This window comes from Nocardioides sp., assembly GCF_035503875.1.
Classification (GTDB): domain Bacteria; phylum Actinomycetota; class Actinomycetes; order Propionibacteriales; family Nocardioidaceae; genus Nocardioides.
Map to the genome: position 1 here is coordinate 17,660 of NZ_DATJTA010000049.1, position 20,373 is coordinate 38,032.

The window sequence follows — 20,373 nt, forward strand, 5'->3', positions numbered from 1 at the left end:
GGACGCGGTACGGCGAGGCGGGCGGGCGCGGGGAACATGGACGGGACGCCCGGTGTTGTCCCGGCGTCGACGACCAACGCAACACGAGGAGAGAGTCGTGTCCTTCCCGCCCCTGGTGGAGCCCGCAGACGAGCTGACCATCGACGAGGTGCGTCGCTACAGCCGCCACCTGATCATCCCCGACGTCGGGATGAGCGGGCAGAAGCGGCTCAAGAACGCCAAGGTCCTGGTGATCGGGGCCGGCGGCCTCGGCAGCCCGGCGCTGCTCTACCTCGCCGCCGCCGGCGTGCACACGCTCGGCATCGCCGAGTTCGACGAGGTCGACGAGTCGAACCTGCAGCGCCAGATCATCCACGGCCAGTCCGACATCGGGAAGTCCAAGGCGCTCTCCGCGAAGGAGTCGATCGCCGAGGCCAACCCGTACGTCAACGTGATCCTGCACGAGGGTCGTCTCGACAACGACAACGTCATGGACGTGTTCAAGGACTACGACCTGATCGTCGACGGCACCGACAACTTCGCCACCCGCTACATGGTCAACGACGCGGCGTACTTCCTCGGGATCCCGTACGTCTGGGGCTCGATCTACCGCTTCGACGGCCAGGCCTCCGTCTTCGCGCCGTCGATGGCCGACGACGCCCCCTGCTACCGCTGCCTCTACCCCGAGCCGCCGCCGCCGGGCATGGTCCCGAGCTGCGCCGAGGGCGGCGTCCTGGGCGTCCTGTGCGCCCAGATCGGCTCGATCCAGGTCAACGAGGCCATCAAGGTGCTGACCGGCATCGGCGAGCCCGCCATCGGCAAGCTGGTCATCTACGACGCCCTCGAGCTGGAGTGGCGCAAGCTGCGCGTCCGCAAGGACCCCAACTGCGCGCTGTGCGGCGAGAACCCGACCGTCACCGGCCTCATCGACTACGAGACCTTCTGCGGCGCGATCTCCGACGAGGCGGCCGACGCCGCCGCCGGCTCGACGATCTCGGTCGTCCAGCTCGAGCACATGCTGAAGGAGCGCGAGGAGGGCACGCGTGACTTCGTCCTCGTCGACGTCCGCGAGCCCAACGAGTACGAGATCAACAAGATCCCGGGCTCGATCCTGATCCCCAAGGGCGACTTCCTCAACGGCTCCGCGCTGGAGCAGCTGCCCAGCGACAAGCAGGTCGTCATGCACTGCAAGTCCGGCGTCCGCTCGGCCGAGACGCTGGCGATCGTGAAGGGCGCCGGGTACGCCGACGCCGTCCACGTCGGCGGTGGCGTGGTGGCCTGGGTCAACCAGATCGACCCGTCGCAGCCGTCGTACTGACCCGTCGTACTGACCCGTCGTACTGACACAGCAGGAACCGCCGAACGACCCGCCCGGGCTCCGGGCGGGTCGTTCGCGTTCCGACCACTAGATTCGGGTGCGTGCGGCATCCGGAGGAGTACGTCGAGGCGGTGCTCTCGATCGTCGAGCAGATCCCGCGCGGCCGGGTCACGACGTACGGAGCCATCGCGGACGCGATCGGCCGGTACGGCCCGCGTCGGGTCGGCAACGTGATGGCCACGCACGGCGGCGGGGTGCCGTGGTGGCGCGTGGTGCGCGCGGACGGGTCGTTGCCGCCGAGCCATCTCGACGAGGCGCGGCAGACCTACCTGGAGGAGGGCACGCCGCTGCGTCCCTCCGGCAACGTCGACCTCCGGGCCGCCTTCTGGCTGCCGCCCGAGCAGGCCTGAGCGGCGTCGGGACCTAGGTCCTCTCCCCGCGCGACGTCCGGCACTGACCGGGAGCGACGCGCGCGGCGAGAGTGGTGGTGTCAGAGAAAGACACCACCGGAGCAGGAGGTCACACCATGTCGAACATCCACCTCACCCACCGAGGACGTCACCAGGGTGGGGCCGCGACCCTGCCCGACCCGGACTTCGTCCACCCCGAGCTGATCGCCCCCGAGTCCCGTTCCGCCCGCGCCGCCCGCTACGTCGGGGCCGGCCTGCGGATCGCCCTCGGCTGGGTCTTCCTCTGGGCCTTCCTTGACAAGCTGTTCGGCCTCGGCTTCGCCACCGAGCGGGGCTCGTCCTGGCTCAACGGCGGCAGCCCCACCGAGGGCTTCCTGAACTTCGCGACCAAGGGTCCCTTCGCGGACGCCTTCGGCGCGCTGGCCGGGTACGCCGTCGTCGACTGGCTGTTCATGGTCGGCCTCGCCGGCATCGGTCTCGCGCTGATCACCGGCGTCGGTGTCCGGGTGGCCGCCGTGTCGGGCGCGGTGATGATGGTCCTGATGTGGGCCGCCGCGCTGTGGCCGGAGAACAACCCCTTCATGGACGACCACCTCGTCTACGCGGGCCTGCTGGTGATGCTCGCGCTGACCGACGCCGGCCGGACCCTCGGCCTCGGCGGGCTCTGGGCCAAGGTCCCGTTCGTCCAGCGGCACGGCTGGCTGAAGTAGCGGTCGCCCGTCCACGACCCCGGTGCGCACGCACCGGGGTCCTCGCATGCCCGCGGGTACCGACGGGCATGATCGCGCTGTTCACGAACGTCTTCGCCGCCATCGGGACCTGCGTGCTGGTCGGGCTCGTCGGCGGCCTCGTCTACGGGCTCATGACCGACGACCTGGTCACGAGCCTCGGCTACGGACTCGGGATCGGGGCGGCCGCGGGCGCCGTGTTCGGGGTGATCGCCGCCGTCAGGTCCGAGACCTAGCCTGCTCGGCCAGCCGGGCCAGCGCCTTCGGGAAGATCTCGGCGGGCGGCGTCACCAGGCCGGCGCCGACCTGCCCGGTGCCGGCCACCTTGCCGGCCATGCCGGTGTTGATCTGGGGCAGGATCCCGGTGCGGCAGACCCGGGTGACGTCGATGCCGGTCGGGGTGCCCTGGAAGTCGAGCACGGGCACGGACCAGCGCGGGTTCTCGCCGAGGGTGATCTCGTGCATCCGGCGGGTGGTCGCGAGCGCGTCCGGGACGCTGCCGCCGACCAGGCGCACGATCGCGGGCGCCGTGGCCATCGCGAACCCGCCGATACCGGCCGTCTCCGTGATCGCCGAGTCGCCGATGTCGGGGTTGGCGTCGTCGGGTCCGTAGTCGCCCAGGTAGAGCCCGTCGGCGACCTGGGCCGGGCCGGTGAACCACTCGTCGCCGGTGCCGGCCACCTGGATCCCGAAGTCGGTCCCGTTGCGGGCCATCGCGACCACCATGGTCGAGCCCTCGATGCCGCGTGCGGCGTCGAGCGCGAGCTTGCAGGCCGGCATCGCGAGGTTGAGGAAGAAGTGGTCGTTGGCGCCGACGAAGCGCATCGCCTCCGCGACGTCGGCGGAGTCGGCGCCGCTGGTCACCATCGCGGGCGCGAGGTCGCGCAGCAGCATCAGGGTGCCGGCGCGGTTGCGGTTGTGGGCCTCATCGCCCATCTGCAGCATCTGGGTCAGGATGCCGGTCACGTCGACCGGCTCGCTCGCACGGACGGCGGCCTGCAGCAGCGGCCCCAGCACGTCGCCCATCCACCGCAGCCGGGTCAGCACCTCGGGGGAGTACGCGCCGTAGCGGAGCACCTTGCCGAGGCCCTCGTTGAGCGAGCAGTGCGTACGACGCCCGGTGGCCGCGTCCTCCAGCACGAACATCCACATGCCGGGCGTGACGACGCCGGCCATCGGGCCGACCGTGGCGCGGTGGTGGCACGGCTCGAGGCTGACCGACGAGCCGGACTCGAAGAGGGGTACGGCGTCCTCCGGGTCGTCGACGAGTCCCTCCAGTGCCGCTCCGGCCATCAGCCCGCCGCGCAGCGGGCCGGACGCGCGGTCCCAGGTGATCGGGGGGCCGGCGTGCAGGAACTCGCCGCGCTGCAGGCCGAGCACCTCGGCCGCGGGGGCGACGTCGACGAGGCGGGCGGTCACGCCCAGCACCGCCTCGAGTGCCCGCCGGTTGGCGTCGTGGCGCAGGGGGTCGGCGGCGACGGTGGCCAGGTCGGCCTCGGTGCCGGGCATCGGAGGGCGCCAGTCGACGCGCTGGACGTCGACCGCCTGGCCGGCGACGGCGTCGGCGAGCAGGTCGGTGCCGACCGAGACGATGCTGGTGCTCATGACAGGGCCTCCAGGCGCTGCTCGACGAGGGCGACGGCGCGTCGGGCGGCGCCGGCGTTGGACAGGTGGACCTCGGCGCCCGCCCCGGCGAGCGCGTCGGCCTGCCGGGCCAGGTCCTGCGGATCGGCCGCGGTGCCGACGAGACTGACGACGACGGGGACGTCGAGCCCGGCGATGGCGGGGGCGAGGGTCCCGGCCGGGTCCTGCTCGGCGCCGTGGCCCAGGACCACGTCGAGCAGGAGCACCGCGGTGTCGGGGTCGGCGGCGACCCGGGCGAGGTGCTCCAGGCGCAGCGACGGGTCGATCATCGGGTGGGCGCGACCCGCGGTGTAGGCGTCGTCGCCGAAGTCGGTGAACGGGTGGTCCGTGCCGAGCCGCTCCTCGGCGATCAGCCGGGCCTCCTGGCACAGCGTGCCGCCGACGAAGAGACCGTGCAGCCGCCGGCCGCGGGTCGCCGGACCGGCGCTCCCGGTGACCGGCCAGTCGGGGACGGCATGACCGAGCCGACGCAGGACCGCCTCCGCGGCCGCGGTCAGGTCGGGGCGTCCGGCGCCGAGCAGGGCCAGCTCGACGGGGGTGCCGAGCGAGTCGGCGTACTCCTGGACGGTGGCGGCGACCTCGGGCGCCGGGGGCTTGGAGACCAGGACGACGAGCTCGACCGAGGCGTCCTGGTCGAGCCGGCGCAGCGCCTCGGTCGTGGACCGGCCGCCGACCTCGGCGGAGAGGTCGCGGCCGCCGACGCCGAGCGCCGAGGAGACGCCGATGCCGGCGTGGTCGAGCAGGGCGAGCAGCTGCTGGCAGCCGGTCCCCGACGCCGCGACCAGCCCGACCGGGCCGGGGCGGACGACGTTGGCGAAGCCCAGCCCGACGCCATCCACGACGGCCGTCCCGCAGTCGGGTCCCATCACCAGCAGCCCACGCTCCGCGGCGGTGCGCTTGAGGGCCACCTCGTGCTCGAGCGGCACGTTGTCGCTGAAGACCATCACGTCGCTGCCCGCGTCGAGGGCGTCCATCGCCTCGACCAGGGCGTGCCCGCCCGCGACCGAGACCAGGACCAGGTCGCCCGGGGCGTCCCGCAGGGCGGCGGCCGTGGTGTGGTGGGGGGCGACCTCGGCGGAGCCGGTGCTGCGCCGACCGGTCGCGGCCAGCGCTTCGGCGACGGCGGCGAGGGCCCGGTCGAGGGCGGCGTCGTCGTCGACGCGAACGGCGACGACGAGGTCGTTGGTGGTGGCCTCGGCGGGCACGTCGAAGCCCATGCCGGTGAGCACCTCGAGGTTGAGGGCCGTCGCCATGGCGACCTGGGCCGCGAGCACGCCCTCGACCTGCTGGACGCTGCGGCTGACCTGGAGCAGCGCGACGGAGTCGGCGTACGCGCCCGGGCGCAGCTCGACGTGGGTGTGGGTCATGCGGCGACTCCTGTCGGGTGGGTCAGGCCGGCCAGCGCGCGGCGGGCGCCGGCGAGCAGGCCATGTCCGGAGGTGTGCCCGATCGCCGCCAGGGCGGCGGCGCGGGCGGGTTCGTCGTGGGTGCCGACGGCCCGGAGCCAGGCGCCGAACTCCGGCAGCACCTCGCCGTGCAGGGCGCAGTCGAGCAGGGTCGCGGAGAGCAGCGTGGTGCGGGACGACAGCGCCCGCACGGCGGCGTCGACCTCGGGGGTGGCGATCCCGGCGGCCCGGTGCACGGCGAGCCAGCCGCAGAGGATGTCGTCGCCGTACGGTGTGAGCCCGTCGCCGGCGCCCACCAGGCTGCGCACCTCCTCGGTGCCGAGGGGCGCGGGCCGGTCTGCGGTGACCGCGAGCGTGGGGACCTCCACCCGCGCGAAGCGACCGGCGACCAGCGCTCGGCCGTCGAGGTGGAGTACGCCGTCGCGGATCTCCGCGGTGCGCGCCGGCACGTCGGCGAGCGCTCCGGAGGAGGCGCGCAGGGCGCACGGCACCTGGGCGGCCCGCGCGTCGACGACGCCCGTGCACCAGCCGTGCAGGTCGACGTACACGGCGTGCGGCCCGCGGTGCACCACGGGCACCGGGCCGTCGGGAGCGGCCCGGAGCCGCTCGTGGACACGGGGCGGTGCACCCACCGGAAGAGGCCTCACCGCGTTGACGCTAGTCGGTCGTTCTAGGGTGGCCACATGTGAGGATGTGCCAACGATCTCCCCAGGAGGGTGCACATGTTGATAGGTACCGGTGAGGGTGGAGCCGCCGAGGCGCTGGCCCGCGTCGACGCGCTGCACACCGGACTCACCCAGATCGCGCTCGAAGGTGGGGACCTGCGGGGGATCGCCGCCGAGGTCGCGCGGGTGCTCGAGGTGGGGGTCGTGGTGACCTCGACCGACGGCCGCGAGCGGGCCGGGGCGCTCACGCCGGACCATCGCGACCAGCTCGCCGACCACGACCTGATCGACCCCACCGGTCGCCTCCGGGTCGAGCGGATCGGCGGGCAGGGCGCACCCGTCGGCGCCGGCCAGGTCCGGACCCTGCGGGTCGCCGCGGCCGGCACCGACCTGGCCCGGCTGGTCTGCATCCGGCCCGACGCGCCGATCTCGTCCGACGACGTCCACGCCCTCGAGCGGGCGGCGGCCGTCGCCGCCCTGGTGATGATCCGGGAGCAGGCCGTCGCCGCGGTCGAGAACAAGTACCAGGGCGACTTCCTGCGCGACGTCTTCCTGCACCGCGCCGGTGGTGAGGAGTACGTCGCCGAGCACGCCGACACCTTCGGCTGGGACCTGCGCCGACCGGTCGTGGTCGTCGCCGCCGAGATCGACCCGCCGGGGCCGGACGAGGGACCGGTGGCGCGCGCGGTCCGCCGGCTGTGGCAGGAGCGGTTCGCCGCGGCCTGGCGGCAGGTCGACCGCACCGTCGACACGGGCATCCCGTGCGTCGACTTCTCCTCCGAGGTCGTCAGCCTGCTCCCGGTCTCACCCGACTCCGGCGAGGCGGTCGCGGGGGAGGCCGTCGTACGGCGCGTGGTGACGGCGGTCGCCGGCGACAAGGGCGGCGGGCGCCGGCCGTTCTCGGTCGGGGTGAGCCGGGTGGCCCTCGACCTCGACGACCTGCCGGCGGCGTACGCCCAGGCGCGGCGCGCCGTCGAGGTGGGGCGCCGGGTGCACGGCGGCGGCTCGACCACGTTCTTCGACCAGCTCGGTCTGCACCGGTTGATCGCGCTGATCACCGACGACCGCGAGCTGCACGCCTTCACCCGCGACGTGCTCGGCCCGCTCGCGGAGGACACGACCGAGGCGGTGGACCTGCGCGAGACCCTCCAGGTGCTGCTGGACACGAACTTCAACGTCGCCGAGGCGGCGCGCGTGCAGTTCTTCCACTACAACACGATGCGCTACCGGGTCGCCAAGCTCGAACGCCTCCTCGGCCCGCTCTCCTCCGACCCGCACCTGCGCCTCGACGTCGCCGTCGCCCTCCGCGTCCTGGAGATCGCCGCCCCCTGACGCCACCCCAGATGCCGACCCGGCGTGAGTTTGCTGCCGACCCGGCGCGAACTCGCGCCGGGTCGGCAGCAAAACTCACGCCGGGTCGGCGTTGCGGGGGGGGGTCGCAGGGGAGCTGCGGCTGTCGACTTCTCACAAAGGGTGCCAGCGGATCCGGTGTTCCTTCGGCAGGAGTGGCCGTCGAGGGTGTGTCATAGGGATCACTACGTTGTGGTTCCTCTGCGGTCGCGGACCGCCGGTGAGGGAGGGGTTCGGGCATGTCGTTGTTCTCATGGGAGAAGGTCGATCCAGAGCCGGGAGTGGCCGTCGCGCCACACCAGCGGCTGAGCTGGGGCAAGACGGTGGGCCTGGGGGCTCAGCACGTCGTGGCGATGTTCGGGGCGACGTTCGTCTTCCCGCTGGTGATGGGGCTCGACCCCAACCTCGCCATCATGTTCTCGGGCATCTGCACGATCATGTTCCTGCTGGTGTGCAACAACAAGGTGCCCAGCTACCTCGGCACCAGCGCCTCCTTCGTGGGCGGCGTGGTGGCGATCCGCGCCCAGGGTGGTGACTCGGCGGACGTGACCGGGTCGATCCTGGTCGCCGGCCTCGTGCTGCTGCTGATCGGTGTCCTGGTCCACTTCGCCGGCGCGGGGATGATCCACAAGATCCTGCCGCCCGCGGTGACCGGCGCGGTCGTCATGCTGATCGGCTTCAACCTGGCGCCGGTCGTCGCCAACACGTACTGGCCCCAGGACCAGTGGGTCGCCCTGCTGACCGCCACCTTCATGGTGATCGCCGCGGTGCTGCTGCCCGGCTTCTGGTCGCGGATCGCGGTGCTGCTGGCGCTGATCTTCGGCTACCTCGTCTCGTGGCTCTTCGACGGCGTCTTCGGCCCGATCACCTCGGTGCTCGGCGGCGCGACCGAGGCCACCGAGCACGACCGGGTGACCTGGGCGGGCGTGAAGGCCGCTGACTGGATCGGCCTGCCGAGCGGCACCCTGGCCGACGGCGTGGACGTCGTCCACGGTCCGAGCTTCTCGCTGACCTTCATCCTGCTGGTGCTGCCCGGCGTGATCGCGCTGATCGCGGAGAACACCGGCCACGTCAAGGCCGTCGCCGAGATGACCGGCGAGGACCTCGACCCCTACATGGGCCGGGCGATCGGGGCGGACGGCGCGGCGACCGCGCTGGCCAGCCTGTTCGGCGGCAGCCCGACCACGACGTACGCCGAGAACATCGGCGTCATGAGCGCCACCAAGGTCTACTCGACCGCCGCGTACTACGCCGCGGCCGTCGTCGCGATCCTGCTCGGCCTGTGCCCGAAGTTCGGCGCCATCGTGAACGCGACGCCGGGCGGCGTCCTCGGCGGGATCACCGTGGTCCTCTACGGCATGATCGGCCTGGTCGGCGCCAAGATCTGGGTCGACAACCGCGTCGACTTCGGCAACCCCGTGAACCTGGTGGGCCTGGCCGCCGGCATCATCATCGGCGTCGGCAACGTCACGCTGGAGATCACCGACGACTTCCAGCTCACCGGCATCGCGCTCGGCACGATCGTCGTGATCGTCTACTACCACCTGGTCGCCCGCAACAAGAGCACGACCTCGGGCGAGGTGACCCGGAACCTGTGAAGCCCGCACCGTTCGCGTACCACCGTCCGACGACGCTCGACGAGGCCCTCGCGACGCTGGCCGCCGACCCGCACGCCAAGGTGCTGGCCGGCGGTCAGAGCCTGGTGCCGCTGCTGTCGATGCGGCTCGCCCGGCCCAGCGCGCTGGTCGACCTCAACGGCCTGCCCGGCCTCGACACCATCGAGGTGTCCGAGGCCGGGGTCCGGGTCGGGGCGCTGGCCCGGCACGCCGAGGTCCTCGCCTCGGCCGAGGTACGACGCTCGCAGCCGCTCGTCAGCCTCGCCCTGGGTCACGTCGCCCACGCGACGATCCGCAACCGTGGCACCACGGTCGGATCGCTCGTGCACGCCGACGCGGCCGCCGAGATGCCGGTCGTGCTGACCCTGCTCGGAGGCTCGGTCGAGGCGGCGTCGGTGCGCGGACGGCGCACCATCGCCGCCGCCGACCTCTTCCTCGGGCCGCTGGAGTCCTCGCTGGCGCCGGACGAGATCGCCCTCTCGGCGTTCTTCCCCGCGCTGCCGGCGGGGGCGGGGGTGGCGTTCGAGGAGATCGCCCGACGCCACGGCGACTACGCCCTGTGCGGGGTCGCGGCGCTCGCCGACGGCGAGTCGGTGCGGGCGGGCTTCGTGTCGGTCAGCGACGTGCCGACCGTGGTCGACCTGACCGGCGTGCCGGCGGGCGAGCGCGGGGAGGCAGCGCTCGCGCAGCTGGACCCGCAGGGTGACATCCACGCGACCGCGACGTACCGCTCGGAGTTGGTGCGGGTGCTCACCGAGCGGGTGGTTCAGTCGGCGATGGAATCTCGACAAGCTCGATCACCGGAGGACTCATGAGCGAGGAACGGCACGAGATCCGGCTCAGCGTCAACGGCGCGTCGTACGAGCTGAGCATCCCGGCGCGCCGGCTGCTCTCGGACGCGCTGCGTCACGACCTGGGCCTGACCGGCACCCACGTCGGGTGCGAGCACGGCGTGTGCGGCGCGTGCACGGTGCTGCTGGACGGGCAGCCCGTGCGGGCGTGCCTGCTCTTCGCGGTGAGCGTGCAGGGCCAGGAGATCACCACCGTGGAGGGCCTCACGAAGCCCGACGGGAGCCTCGGCAACGTGCAGCAGGCCTTCGCGGAGTGTCACGGCCTGCAGTGCGGCTTCTGCACGCCGGGCTTCCTGACCACCATCACCGCGGGCCTGCGGGACAACCCGACGCCGACCCACGAGGAGTGCCGCGAGATGGTCGCCGGCAACCTGTGCCGCTGCACGGGCTACCAGAACATCGTCAAGGCGGTCGAACGCGCGGCGGAGCTGGGTTCGGAGGGCGACGCATGACCACCAAGCTGATGGGCCAGGGGGTCCAGCGCGTCGAGGACCAGCGGTTCCTGCGCGGCCAGGGCCGGTACGTCGACGACGTGGCCGTCGACGCAGCGACGCTGCACGCGGCGGTGCTGCGCAGCCCGCACGCCCATGCCCGGATCGTCGACATCGACGTGGAGGCGGTCCTCGACATCGAGGGCGTGCACGCCGTCTGGACGTACGACGACCTCAGCGGCCGGATGGCCGAGCCGCTGCCGCTGCTGATCCCGCACCCGACGCTGACCCACGGCCGCACGCAGTACGCCCTGGCCAAGGACGAGGTGAACTACGCCGGCGAGGCCGTCGCCTTCGTCGTGGCGGAGGACCGCTACGTCGCCGAGGACGCGCTCGAGGCGATCCGGGTGACGTACGACGTGCTGCCGCCCGTCGTCGGCATCGAGGCCGCCCGCGCGGCCGACCGGCTGGTCCACGACGACGCCGACGGCACCGTGCCCGGCAACGTCGGCGCCCGGATGGAGCAGTCGACCGGCGACCCGCAGCCCGCGATCGCGGCCGCGCCGCACCGGCTGGAGCTCGACCTCACGATCGAGCGGAGCGCCTGCACGCCCATGGAGGGCCGCGGCACGGTCGCCCGCTGGGACCCGGACACGAACCGGATGCAGGTGTGGACCTCGACCCAGTCCTCGACCGGCGTGCGCGCCGTGGTCGCGGTGAAGCTGGGCCTCGACCTCGGCCAGGTCGACGTGATCACGCCCGACGTGGGCGGCGGCTTCGGCGTGAAGATCAACCACCCGTGGCCCGAGGAGCTGCTCGTCCCGCTGGCGGCGCGGACCCTGGGCCGCACGGTGAAGTTCACCGAGGACCGGCGCGAGCACTTCGTCTCCAGCGCCCACGAGCGCGGCCAGGTCCACCACGTGGAGGTGGGCTTCGACGACGACGGCCGGCTCCTCGGGCTGGACGTGGCGTTCTGGCACGACCACGGCGCGTACACGCCGTACGGCCTGATCGTCCCGATCATCACCTCGACCCAGCTGCTCGGCCCGTACAAGCCGGCGGTCTACCGGGTCGTCTTCGAGTCGGTCTACACCAACACGGTGATGGTCACGCCGTACCGCGGCGCCGGCCGGCCGCAGGGCTGCTTCGTCATGGAGCGCACGATGGACGCGATCGCGGCGTACCTCGGCAAGGACCGCACCGAGGTGCGCGCCGCCAACTTCATCCAGCCCGACGAGTTCCCCTACGACCAGGGGCTGATCTTCCAGGACGGCCGCGAGCTGGAGTACGACTCCGGCGACTACCCGGCCTCGCTGGAGAAGCTCAAGGAGCTGGTCGGCTGGGACGAGTTCCCGGCGTTCCAGGCGGAGATGGCCGCGCAGGGCCGGCGGGTCGGCATCGGCCTGGCCTGCTACGTCGAGGGCACCGGCGTCGGCCCCTACGAGGGCGCGCACGTGCACATCGAGACCACCGGCAAGGTCAAGGTCGCCACCGGCCTGACCACCCAGGGCCAGGGTCACGCGACGGTGTTCGCGCAGCTGGTCGCCGACGAGCTCGGCGTGAAGTTCGAGGACGTCGAGGTCGTCACCGGCGACACCCGGCGGATGCCGTACGCCGTCGGCACCTTCGCCTCCCGCGCCGCCGTGATGAGCGGCTCGGCCATCCACCTGGCCGCCAAGCGGGCCAAGGAGAAGGTGCTGCGCATCGCCGCCGAGGCGCTCGAGGCGGCCGAGGAGGACCTGGAGATCGTCGACGGCGTCGTCAGCGTCAAGGGCTCGCCGGGCAGCTCGCTCGACCTCGGCACGGTCTCGGTGCTCTCCAACCCGCTGCGCTACGCCTTCGACGAGGCGTCCAAGGCGGCGACCCAGTTCTCCGTGGGCGACCCCGGCAAGCCGCCGGTGCCCGAGGACGACGAGCCGGGCCTGGAGGGGCGCGACTTCTACAGCCCCGAGCGGGCGACGTTCGCCTCCGGCATGCACGCGGTGATCGTCGAGACCGACCCGCGGACGGCGGAGATCACGATCCTGAAGTACGCCGTCGTCCACGACTGCGGCAACCTCATCAACCCGATGATCGTCGAGGGCCAGATCCACGGCGGCGTCGCCCAGGGGGTCGGCGGCGCGCTCTACGAGCGGATGGCGTACGACGAGAGCGGCCAGCTGCAGAACGCGTCGTTCATGGACTTCCTGATGCCGTACGTCACCGAGATCCCCGACGGCATCGACATCGACCACCTCGAGACGCCGTCCCCGCTCAACCCGCTCGGCATCAAGGGCGCCGGCGAGGCGGGCGTGATCCCGTCGGCCGCCGTCTTCGCGGCCGCGATCGAGGACGCCGAGGGCATCACGATCTCGGCCATGCCGATCTCGCCGTCCGAGCTCTTCCACCTGCGACAGGAGCACTCCGCGTGAAGATCCAGGGTTCCAACGTCATCGAGGCACCGGTCGACCGGGTCTGGGACGCACTGCTCGACCCGGCGGTCCTCGTGGCCACCATCCCCGGCTGCGAGCGGCTCGCGGCGACGGGCGAGCACGCCTACGACATGACCGTCACCGCCGGCGTCGCCGCCATCAAGGGCACCTACGCCGGCACCTGCTCGCTGACCGACCTGGTCCCGCACGAGTCTCTGGTGATGACGCTCTCCGGCTCCGGCGCGCCGGGCACGGTCGACGCGCGCGTCGAGGTGTCCTTCGCCGAGGTCGACGGCGGCACGCAGGTGTCGTACGACGCGGACGCGACCGTCGGCGGCATGGTCGGCGGGGTCGGCCAGCGGATGCTCACCAGCGTCTCGAAGCGGATGGCGGGGGAGTTCTTCGGCAACGTCGGCACGGCGATCGCCTCGCCGGCGGCCCCTGCGTCGGCGCCGGCGCCGGCGGCCGAGCAGGGAGGCGCCCCGGTGTCGACCGGTGCCGCGGCCCCCGCGAACGCCGTCTTCAGCGCCCCCGCGAAGGCCTCGTCGCCCGACGACTTCCTGAAGGGCATCGCCGTCGGCGCCGGCCTGGTCGTGCTGGGCGTGGTGGTGGGCTCGGTGTTCGGGCGGCGGCGGTGACCGTCCGGTGAGCCACCAGGTCACCCCCGACTCCTCCGCCCGCGCGATGGCCGCGGCAGTGCGGGAGGGGCGGATCTCGGCCCGGGAGCTGCTGGAGCTGCACCTGGAGCGCATCGATCGGCGCAACCCGGAGCTGAACGCGATCGTCAACCTCGACGTCGACCGGGCGCGGGCCGGGGCGGAGGCCGCCGACCGCCACCAGGCCACCGGCGGACGGCTGGGTCCGCTGCACGGCCTGCCCTTCGCGGTGAAGGACACGCACGCGACGGCCGGGTGGCGGACGACGTACGGCTCCCGGATCTTCGCCGACCACGTCCCCGACGAGGACGAACTGATCGTCGAGCGGGTACGCCGCGCGGGCGTGGTCCTGATCGGCAAGACCAACGTGCCGGAGTTCGCGGCCGGCTCGCACACCTTCAACCGCCTCTTCGGGACCACCCGCAACCCGCACGACCCGTCCCGCAGCGCGGGCGGCTCCAGCGGGGGAGCGGCGGCGGCGCTGGCGGCGGGCATGGTGCCGCTGGCCGACGGCTCCGACATGGGCGGCTCGCTGCGCAACCCGGCGTCGTTCTGCGGCGTGGTCGGGCTGCGCCCGAGCCTCGGCCGGGTGCCGGAGTGGCCGCTCTACAACCTGTGGGAGACCACCTCGACCGGCGGGCCGATGGCGCGCACGGTGGACGACGTGGCGCTGCTGCTCGGCGTGCTCGCCGGTCCCGACCCCCGGACCCCCCTCGCGCTCGGCGACCCCGGGCCGACCTTCTCCCGGCCGCTGCCGGCGGGCACCGGCGCGCTCGCCGGGCTGCGGGTCGCGCTGAGCGTCGACCTCGGCGGCGTCTTCGAGGTCGACCACGACGTCGCCGCGGTGGTGGAGTCCTCGGCGGCCACGTTCGCCGGCGCGGGCGCCCGGGTCGCGGCGGCGTACCCCGACCTGCGCGAGGCCGACGACACCTTCCGCACCCTGCGCGCCTGGCACCTGCAGGCCAAGCTCGGCTCGCTGCTGGCCGAGCACCCGGGCGAGCTGAAGCCGTCGCTGACCGACAACATCCGGCTCGGCGAGGGACTCAGCGGCGCCGACGTCGCCCGGGCCTACACCCAGCGCACGACGATCGCGGAGCGGATGCGGCTCTTCTTCGAGGAGTACGACGTCCTCGCGCTGCCGGTCTCGCAGGTGCCGCCGTTCCCCGCGGACCAGGAGTACCCGGCGGAGATCAACGGCCGGGTGCAGGCGACGTACCTGGACTGGATGCGATCGGCGTACCTCATCACCGTCACCGGCTGCCCGGCGATCTCGGTGCCCGCCGGGCGGACCCCGGCGGGTCTGCCCGTGGGCGTCCAGCTCGTCGCCCCGCACGGGGCCGACCGGCGGCTGCTCGAGGTGGCGGCGGCGTTCGAGGCGGCCTCGGTAGCCTCCGGGTCGTGACCGACTCCGCGCTGCGCGCCTACCTGCGTGCCCGGCTGACCCGCGCCCGCCTCGACCGCGACCGGACGGGTGCCGCCGCGCTGCGCTCGGCCATCGCCGCGCTCGAGAACGCCGAGGCCGTCCCGGTCGAGCCGGGGCTTGCGGAGGCCTCCTCGGAGCACGTCGCCGGTGCCGTCGCCGGACTCGGCGCGGGGGAGGCGGCGCGCCGGGTCCTGAGCGACGCGGAGGAGCGCGCGATCGTCGACCGGGAGCGGGCGGAGCTGCTCGACGCCGCCACGTCGTACGACGCCGCCGGGGATCCGGCCACCGCCGAGGCCACCCGGCGGGCCGCCGAGCTGCTCGCCTGAGGCGGGTCCGATCGCCCACCTCCTGATACGCGAAGTCAGTTGACCGACCGGTAACCGCCATGCTGTCCCGCATGGACGTCTACTCGGTGATCCACACCGTCGTCGCCCCCACGGCCAAGGCGCTGTGGCGACCGACGGTGCGGGGGCTGGAGAACATCCCCGCGACGGGTCCGGTCCTGCTGGCGAGCAACCACCTGAGCTTCGCCGACTCCCTGGTCATCCCGATCATCGTGCCGCGCAAGGTGGCGTTCCTGGCGAAGTCGGACTACTTCACCGGGACCGGGGTCAAGGGCACCATCAGCCGGCTGTGGTTCGAGGGCATCGGGATGCTGCCGGTCGACCGTGACGACAGCAAGGCCGCGCTGGCCAGCCTGGACACCGCACTGGAGGTGCTCGGCCGGGGTGAGGCGTTCGGGATCTACCCCGAGGGCACCCGCTCGCGCGACGGCCGTCTCTACCGCGGCCGCACCGGCGTCGCCCACCTCGCGCTGACCGCCAACTGCCCGATCGTCCCCGTCGGCCTGCGCGGCACCGAGAAGCTGCAGCCGATCGACGCCCGGCTCCCGCGGATCGTGCCGGTGACGGTCGACTTCGGCGAGCCGATCCAGGTCGAGGGACGGTTCGAGGGCAAGCCGCTCGGACGCGCCCGCCGCGAGCTGACCGACGAGGTGATGACCGCCATCCAGGCCCTGTCGGGCCAGGAGGAGGCGGGCGTCTACAACGCTCGTCCTGAGTAGCCCGCGAGGGACGAGCGGGCTGTATCGAAGGGAGCGGGCCGCCGACGCCTGACGTCGGTTGCGGCCGACTGTCGGCTCACCGGGTTTCGAGGCTCGGGCCTGGGAGGCCCTCGCACCTCAACCAGCGTGGGTGGAGTCGGGGTCGGGTGGCAAGAAGTGCCAACGAAACGGGCTCTTCGCAGCAAGATGCGCCGGTGGCCGGAAGTGGGTCGGACCGGTTGGATCGAGTCATGGCTGATGACCGGCGGATCCGGATCGGGATCGACACCGGGGGCACGTTCACCGACGTGGTGGCCCTCGACGAGGACAGCGGGGAGCTGGTCACCACCAAGACCCCGTCCACACCGAGCAACCCCGCGGACGGCTTCCTGGCCGGCATCGCCAAGGTGCTCGACCTGCTCGGCGCGTCCGACGACAGCGTCGAGGCGGTCAGCCACGGGACGACCGTGGCCACCAACCAGCTCCTCGAGGGCAAGGTCGACCGGCTGGGGTTCATCACCAACGCCGGCTACGAGGCGATGCTGGAGATCGCCCGGCAGTCGGTGCCGGACGGGTACGGCAACTCCTACTTCTGGGTGAAGCCCGACCGGATCGTCCCGCGCGACCTGGTGAAGGGCGTCGAGGGCCGGCTCGACCCGACCGGCGCCGAGGTGCGCCCGTTCGACGAGGCCGGGGCGCGCGAGACGGCCCGCTGGTTCCGCGACCGCGGCATCAGCACGCTCGGCGTCTGCTTCCTGCACGCGTACGCCGACCCGCGCCACGAGCTGCGGATGCTGGAGATCCTGCGCGAGGAGCACCCCGACGCGGTCGTCAGCATCAGCAGCGAGGTGCTGCGCGAGTACCGCGAGTACGAGCGCGCGATGACGACCCTCGTCGACGCGGCGGTCAAGCCGCGGCTCTCGGCGTACGTGCGCAACATCGCCGACCGGCTGACGACGTACGGCAGCCCGCCGTTCTACGTGATGAAGAGCAACGGCGGCGTGCTGAGCGCGGCCGAGGTCGTGCACCAGCCGATCACCACGGTGCTCAGCGGTCCCGCCGCGGGTGCGCTCGGCGCCGCGCTGATCGCCAAGGTCGCGGGCTTCGACCGCGTCCTCACCAGCGACGGCGGCGGTACGTCGACCGACGTCAGCGTGGTCATCGACAGCGAGCCGACGCTGACGACCGAGGGCAGCGTCGGTGCGTTCCCGAGCAAGATCCCGATGATCGACGTCGTCACCGTCGGGGCCGGCGGCGGCTCCATCGCCTGGCTCTCGCCGGAGGGCACCTTGAAGGTCGGCCCGCAGTCGGCGGGCGCCGACCCCGGCCCGCTCTGCTACGGCAAGGGCGGCACCGAGGTCACCATCACCGACGCCCACGTCGTCCTCGGCCGGATCCCACCCCACCTGCTCGGCGGCGAGATCCCGCTCGACGTCGACGCCGCCCGTGCGGGCGTCGAGGCGCTCGCGAAGGAGCTCGGCCTCACGCCGGAGGCGTGCGCGGCCGGCGTCCTGGAGATCTCCGCCTGGAACCAGGCCAACGCGCTGCGCCAGGTCACCGTCAAGCGCGGCCTCGACGTCCGCGACTTCGCCCTGGTCACCTTCGGCGGCTCCGGCTCGCTGCTGCTGTGCCGGCTGATGGACGTGCTGGGACTGGAGACCGTGCTGGTGCCGCCCAACCCGGGCAACGTCTCGGCGTTCGGCCTGCTCACCGTCGACGTCAAGAACGACTACGTGCAGACCCACGTCGCGCTCGCCGAGCACCTGGACCCCGCCGCCGTCGAGCGGGTGTACGACGACCTCACCGCCCGCGCGGCCACCGCCCTGACGGGCGAGGGCTTCGCTCCCGAGCAGCACGTCTTCGCGCGCACCGCCGACCTGCGCTACTTCGGCCAGGCCTTCGAGGTGCGGGTCCCGGTCGAGGCCGGCCCGCTCGACCCGGAGGCGGTCGCCGCCGCGTTCCACGCCGAGCACCGCGCGACGTACGGCTACGACTTCGCCGGGGACCCCACCCAGCAGGTCGAGTGGGTCAACCTCCGGGTCTCCGGCATCGGGCCGATCACGCGGCCGGAGATCAAGCGGCACGAGGGCTTCGAGGCTCGCTCCGCTCGCACCTCAACCACCGTGGGGGCTCGCTCCGCTCGCACCTCAACCACCGCCGAGCCGACGCGAAGTGTCTGCTTCGACCCCGCCGAGGGGTACGTCGACACCCCGCTGTTCCAGCGCACCGACCTCCCGCCCGGCACGGTCGTCACCGGCCCCGCCATCGTCGAGGAGTTCGGCTCGACCGTCCCGGTCCACCCCGGCTTCTCGGCCCGCGTGGACGAGTACCTCAACCTGATCATCACCCGTCTCGATGGAGAGGTCGACGCATGAGCCGCCGCGCGCCCACCCAGTTCCCGTTCGGCTTCCTGACCGACGACCGCGGGGCCTCCGCCGATCCGGTGCTCGTCGAGATCGTCCAGGGCTCGCTGGCCAGTGTGGAGATGGAGGTGGAGACCGCCATCGCGCGCACCAGCCGGAGCCCGATGATCCGCGACGCCCACGACTTCCGCGCCGGCATCCACGACCGGCTGCTGCGCAAGCTCACCGGCCGGTCGTATTCCGCGCTCGTGCACCCCGTCGCCCGCGACTTCCCGATCGAGCAGATGCGGGAGGGGGACGTCTTCTTCCACAACGACGTCTACCAGTCCGAGGGCGGCATCGGGCACCTGCCGGACCTGTGCGTCACCGTCCCGGTGTTCTCGGGCGGCAAGGTCGTCGCCTTCGTGCAGGCCTTCGGCCACCACGACGACATCGGCGGCGCCGTCCCCGGCTCGATGCCCTCCAACGCCACGAGCGTGTTCGAGGAGGGCCTGATGGTCCCCCCGATCAAGCTCTGGGACGCGGGCGTGCCCAACCGGGCCGCGCTGTCGATCATGACCCGCAACAGCCGGATGCCCGAGTCGCTGGCCGCCGACCTCGACGCCGAGTGCTCGGCCTGCCTGATGGGCGCGCGCCGGCTCGGCGAGCTGTTCGACAGGTACGGCGTGGAGACGGTCGAGTCGTGCTTCGACGCGATCATCGACCGCACGACCACGACGTACCGCCGCGAGATCCTGAGCCAGATCCCCGTCGGCTCCTGGACCTGGGAGGACTACGCCGAGCACGACGGCGTCGACGAGCCGCAGCTGCACACCCAGCGGATCACCCTGACCCGCACCGCGGCCGACGACCCCGAGGGCGAGCGGCTGATCCTCGACTTCGACGGCACCGGCCCGCAGGCCAAGGGGCCGATCAACCACTGCGGCGACTACAGCGACGGCGTCTTCCTGAAGAAGTGGCTGGCGCCGATCCTGCGCAACCTCGCGGAGTCGCCCGAGCGGATGGCCGAGCTCGACGTCAACGAGGGCATCATCCCCTTGATCGAGATGCGGTTCCCCGAGCCCGGCACGCTGCTGACGCCGGTCTTCCCGGCACCGACCAACGCCCGCACCTTCGTGATCCTGCGGCTGCTGGGCGTGCTCGCCGGCGTGGTCGCCAAGGCCGTCGACGGGCGGATGCCGGCCGACCAGGAGACGATCCGCTACACCGGCGTGTACGGCGAGGACCTCGACGGCCGGCCGTACCTCATGCGCGAGGTGCTCGGCGGCGGCTCCGGCGGCCGCTACTACGCCGACGGCGAGGACACCATCCACGTCGTCCCCGACAGCCGCAACCTCCCGACCGAGTTCACCGAGGCGCGCTTCCCGTTCCGGGTCGAGTCGCTCTCGCTGGCCGTCGACAGCGGGGGAGCGGGCCAGTTCCGTGGCGGCCTCGGCTACGAGAAGCACATCCGGATGCTCAAGGACGGCCACTTCATGTCCATCGCGGACCGGTCGATCCTGGCCTGCTGGGGCGTCAAGGGCGGGCTCGCGGGCGCGCCGTTCCAGGTCGTCATCGACCCGGGCGGCCCCGAGGAGCGCGAGGTCGACGCACTGGCCGACGCCGAGCCGATCCGCGCCGGCCAGGTGGTCCGGATCCGGACCACGGGTGGCGGCGGCTGGGGCGACCCGCTGCAGCGCGACCCCGAGCTGGTGGTCCGCGACGTGGTGTGGCGCAAGGTCTCGCCCGAGGCCGCGCTGGCGTCGTACGGCGTCGTGCTGACGGGCTCGGTCGCCACCGACGACCTGTCGTACGACGCCTCCGCGACCGCCGCCGAGCGCGCGGCCCGCCCGGCCGCGGCCGCGGCCTTCTTCGACCGCGGCCCGGGCTACGCGCAGCTGGCCGGGGGTGCCGCGCACGCGGCGGTCGACCTGCCCGGATAGTCCCTGACGTTCGGCACGGGCGGATTCAGCTGGTCGAAGCAACACCGACTGATGGAGGTGTTGTGGTGCCGAGGAAGCGTGTGCCGGACGTGGTCCGGTCGAGGTTCTTCGATCTGGTGTGTGCGGGGTCGTCGTTGGCAGCGGCGGCGGGCGAGGTT

General features: G+C 72.8%; 18 protein-coding genes. 15 read left to right on the forward strand and 3 right to left on the reverse strand.

Going from position 1 to position 20,373, the window contains the following annotated elements; genetic code table 11:
* The first annotated feature begins 97 nt into the window (after nt 1-97).
* The 4 genes from moeZ (at nt 98) to VMF51_RS11395 (ending at nt 2,671) form a co-directional block, all read left to right on the forward strand.
* Nucleotides 98-1,297 carry an adenylyltransferase/sulfurtransferase MoeZ gene (moeZ, locus tag VMF51_RS11380; protein WP_325474543.1) on the forward strand — a complete coding sequence of 400 codons (1,200 nt, stop codon included), beginning with the start codon at nt 98-100 and terminating at the stop codon, nt 1,295-1,297.
* 101 nt (nt 1,298-1,398) lie between these two features.
* Nucleotides 1,399-1,707 (forward strand): MGMT family protein, encoded by a 309-nt coding sequence (locus VMF51_RS11385; RefSeq protein ID WP_325474544.1) that lies wholly within the window; start codon nt 1,399-1,401, stop codon nt 1,705-1,707.
* 116 nt (nt 1,708-1,823) lie between these two features.
* Entirely contained in the window at nt 1,824-2,417 is a 594-nt protein-coding gene (locus VMF51_RS11390) for a DoxX family protein (protein WP_325474545.1), read from the forward strand.
* A 68-nt stretch (nt 2,418-2,485) separates the two neighbouring features.
* A complete protein-coding gene (locus VMF51_RS11395; RefSeq protein WP_325474546.1) occupies nt 2,486-2,671 on the forward strand; it encodes a hypothetical protein in 186 nt (61 codons plus the stop codon).
* On the opposite strand, the gene VMF51_RS11400 is transcribed toward VMF51_RS11395, so the two are convergent.
* Genes VMF51_RS11400 through VMF51_RS11410 form a run of 3 tightly spaced genes read right to left on the reverse strand, consistent with a single transcriptional unit; the run spans nt 2,655 to nt 6,132 of the window.
* Entirely contained in the window at nt 2,655-4,040 is a 1,386-nt protein-coding gene (locus VMF51_RS11400) for a DUF1116 domain-containing protein (RefSeq protein ID WP_325474547.1), read from the reverse strand. The two genes, VMF51_RS11395 and VMF51_RS11400, sit on opposite strands and share 17 nt — an antisense overlap.
* On the reverse strand, nt 4,037-5,446 hold the full coding sequence (locus VMF51_RS11405; protein WP_325474548.1) for an FdrA family protein: 1,410 nt from the start codon (nt 5,444-5,446) through the stop codon (nt 4,037-4,039). Before VMF51_RS11405 ends, VMF51_RS11400 begins: the two co-directional genes overlap by 4 nt.
* Nucleotides 5,443-6,132, reverse strand: coding sequence for a DUF2877 domain-containing protein (locus tag VMF51_RS11410; protein WP_325474549.1), 690 nt, complete (start codon nt 6,130-6,132; stop codon nt 5,443-5,445). The genes VMF51_RS11405 and VMF51_RS11410 overlap by 4 nt, the downstream gene beginning before the upstream one ends.
* A 75-nt stretch (nt 6,133-6,207) precedes the next feature.
* Between VMF51_RS11410 and VMF51_RS11415 the strand changes: the two genes are divergently transcribed.
* The 11 genes from VMF51_RS11415 to VMF51_RS11465 all read left to right on the forward strand — a co-directional run bounded on the left by VMF51_RS11415 (nt 6,208) and on the right by VMF51_RS11465 (nt 20,215).
* Entirely contained in the window at nt 6,208-7,482 is a 1,275-nt protein-coding gene (locus VMF51_RS11415) for a PucR family transcriptional regulator (RefSeq protein ID WP_325474550.1), read from the forward strand.
* Between the two features lie 257 nt (nt 7,483-7,739).
* Nucleotides 7,740-9,098: a uracil-xanthine permease family protein gene (locus VMF51_RS11420; protein ID WP_325474551.1), complete on the forward strand. Its 1,359-nt coding sequence runs from the start codon at nt 7,740-7,742 to the stop codon at nt 9,096-9,098.
* Entirely contained in the window at nt 9,095-9,931 is an 837-nt protein-coding gene (locus VMF51_RS11425; RefSeq protein WP_325474552.1) for an FAD binding domain-containing protein, read from the forward strand. Before VMF51_RS11420 ends, VMF51_RS11425 begins: the two co-directional genes overlap by 4 nt.
* Complete coding sequence (locus VMF51_RS11430; RefSeq protein WP_325474553.1) at nt 9,928-10,419, forward strand: (2Fe-2S)-binding protein; 492 nt, start codon at nt 9,928-9,930, stop codon at nt 10,417-10,419. The genes VMF51_RS11425 and VMF51_RS11430 overlap by 4 nt, the downstream gene beginning before the upstream one ends.
* Nucleotides 10,416-12,809: an aerobic carbon-monoxide dehydrogenase large subunit gene (cutA, locus tag VMF51_RS11435; RefSeq protein ID WP_325474554.1), complete on the forward strand. Its 2,394-nt coding sequence runs from the start codon at nt 10,416-10,418 to the stop codon at nt 12,807-12,809. The genes VMF51_RS11430 and cutA overlap by 4 nt, the downstream gene beginning before the upstream one ends.
* Nucleotides 12,806-13,447: a carbon monoxide dehydrogenase subunit G gene (locus tag VMF51_RS11440; protein ID WP_325474555.1), complete on the forward strand. Its 642-nt coding sequence runs from the start codon at nt 12,806-12,808 to the stop codon at nt 13,445-13,447. Before cutA ends, VMF51_RS11440 begins: the two co-directional genes overlap by 4 nt.
* A gap of 7 nt (nt 13,448-13,454) precedes the next feature.
* Entirely contained in the window at nt 13,455-14,867 is a 1,413-nt protein-coding gene (locus tag VMF51_RS11445; protein ID WP_325474556.1) for an amidase, read from the forward strand.
* Entirely contained in the window at nt 14,864-15,214 is a 351-nt protein-coding gene (locus VMF51_RS11450) for a hypothetical protein (protein WP_325474557.1), read from the forward strand. The genes VMF51_RS11445 and VMF51_RS11450 overlap by 4 nt, the downstream gene beginning before the upstream one ends.
* A gap of 71 nt (nt 15,215-15,285) precedes the next feature.
* Entirely contained in the window at nt 15,286-15,951 is a 666-nt protein-coding gene (locus VMF51_RS11455; protein ID WP_325474558.1) for a lysophospholipid acyltransferase family protein, read from the forward strand.
* 230 nt (nt 15,952-16,181) lie between these two features.
* A complete protein-coding gene (locus VMF51_RS11460) occupies nt 16,182-18,305 on the forward strand; it encodes a hydantoinase/oxoprolinase family protein (RefSeq protein ID WP_325474559.1) in 2,124 nt (707 codons plus the stop codon).
* Nucleotides 18,302-20,215 carry a hydantoinase B/oxoprolinase family protein gene (locus VMF51_RS11465; RefSeq protein ID WP_325474560.1) on the forward strand — a complete coding sequence of 638 codons (1,914 nt, stop codon included), beginning with the start codon at nt 18,302-18,304 and terminating at the stop codon, nt 20,213-20,215. Before VMF51_RS11460 ends, VMF51_RS11465 begins: the two co-directional genes overlap by 4 nt.
* Nucleotides 20,216-20,373 lie beyond the last annotated feature (158 nt).

Bases quoted from the DNA above. Each gene is read 5' to 3' on its own strand.
- VMF51_RS11390 (WP_325474545.1), top strand. From the start codon at position 1,824: ATGTCGAACATCCACCTCACCCACCGAGGACGTCACCAGGGTGGGGCC.
- VMF51_RS11395 (WP_325474546.1), top strand. From the start codon at position 2,486: ATGATCGCGCTGTTCACGAACGTCTTCGCCGCCATCGGGACCTGCGTG.
- VMF51_RS11400 (WP_325474547.1), bottom strand. From the start codon at position 4,040: ATGAGCACCAGCATCGTCTCGGTCGGCACCGACCTGCTCGCCGACGCC.
- VMF51_RS11405 (WP_325474548.1), bottom strand. From the start codon at position 5,446: ATGACCCACACCCACGTCGAGCTGCGCCCGGGCGCGTACGCCGACTCC.
- VMF51_RS11415 (WP_325474550.1), top strand. From the start codon at position 6,208: ATGTTGATAGGTACCGGTGAGGGTGGAGCCGCCGAGGCGCTGGCCCGC.
- VMF51_RS11420 (WP_325474551.1), top strand. From the start codon at position 7,740: ATGTCGTTGTTCTCATGGGAGAAGGTCGATCCAGAGCCGGGAGTGGCC.
- VMF51_RS11430 (WP_325474553.1), top strand. From the start codon at position 9,928: ATGAGCGAGGAACGGCACGAGATCCGGCTCAGCGTCAACGGCGCGTCG.
- cutA (WP_325474554.1), top strand. From the start codon at position 10,416: ATGACCACCAAGCTGATGGGCCAGGGGGTCCAGCGCGTCGAGGACCAG.
- VMF51_RS11455 (WP_325474558.1), top strand. From the start codon at position 15,286: ATGGACGTCTACTCGGTGATCCACACCGTCGTCGCCCCCACGGCCAAG.
- VMF51_RS11460 (WP_325474559.1), top strand. From the start codon at position 16,182: ATGGCTGATGACCGGCGGATCCGGATCGGGATCGACACCGGGGGCACG.
- VMF51_RS11465 (WP_325474560.1), top strand. From the start codon at position 18,302: ATGAGCCGCCGCGCGCCCACCCAGTTCCCGTTCGGCTTCCTGACCGAC.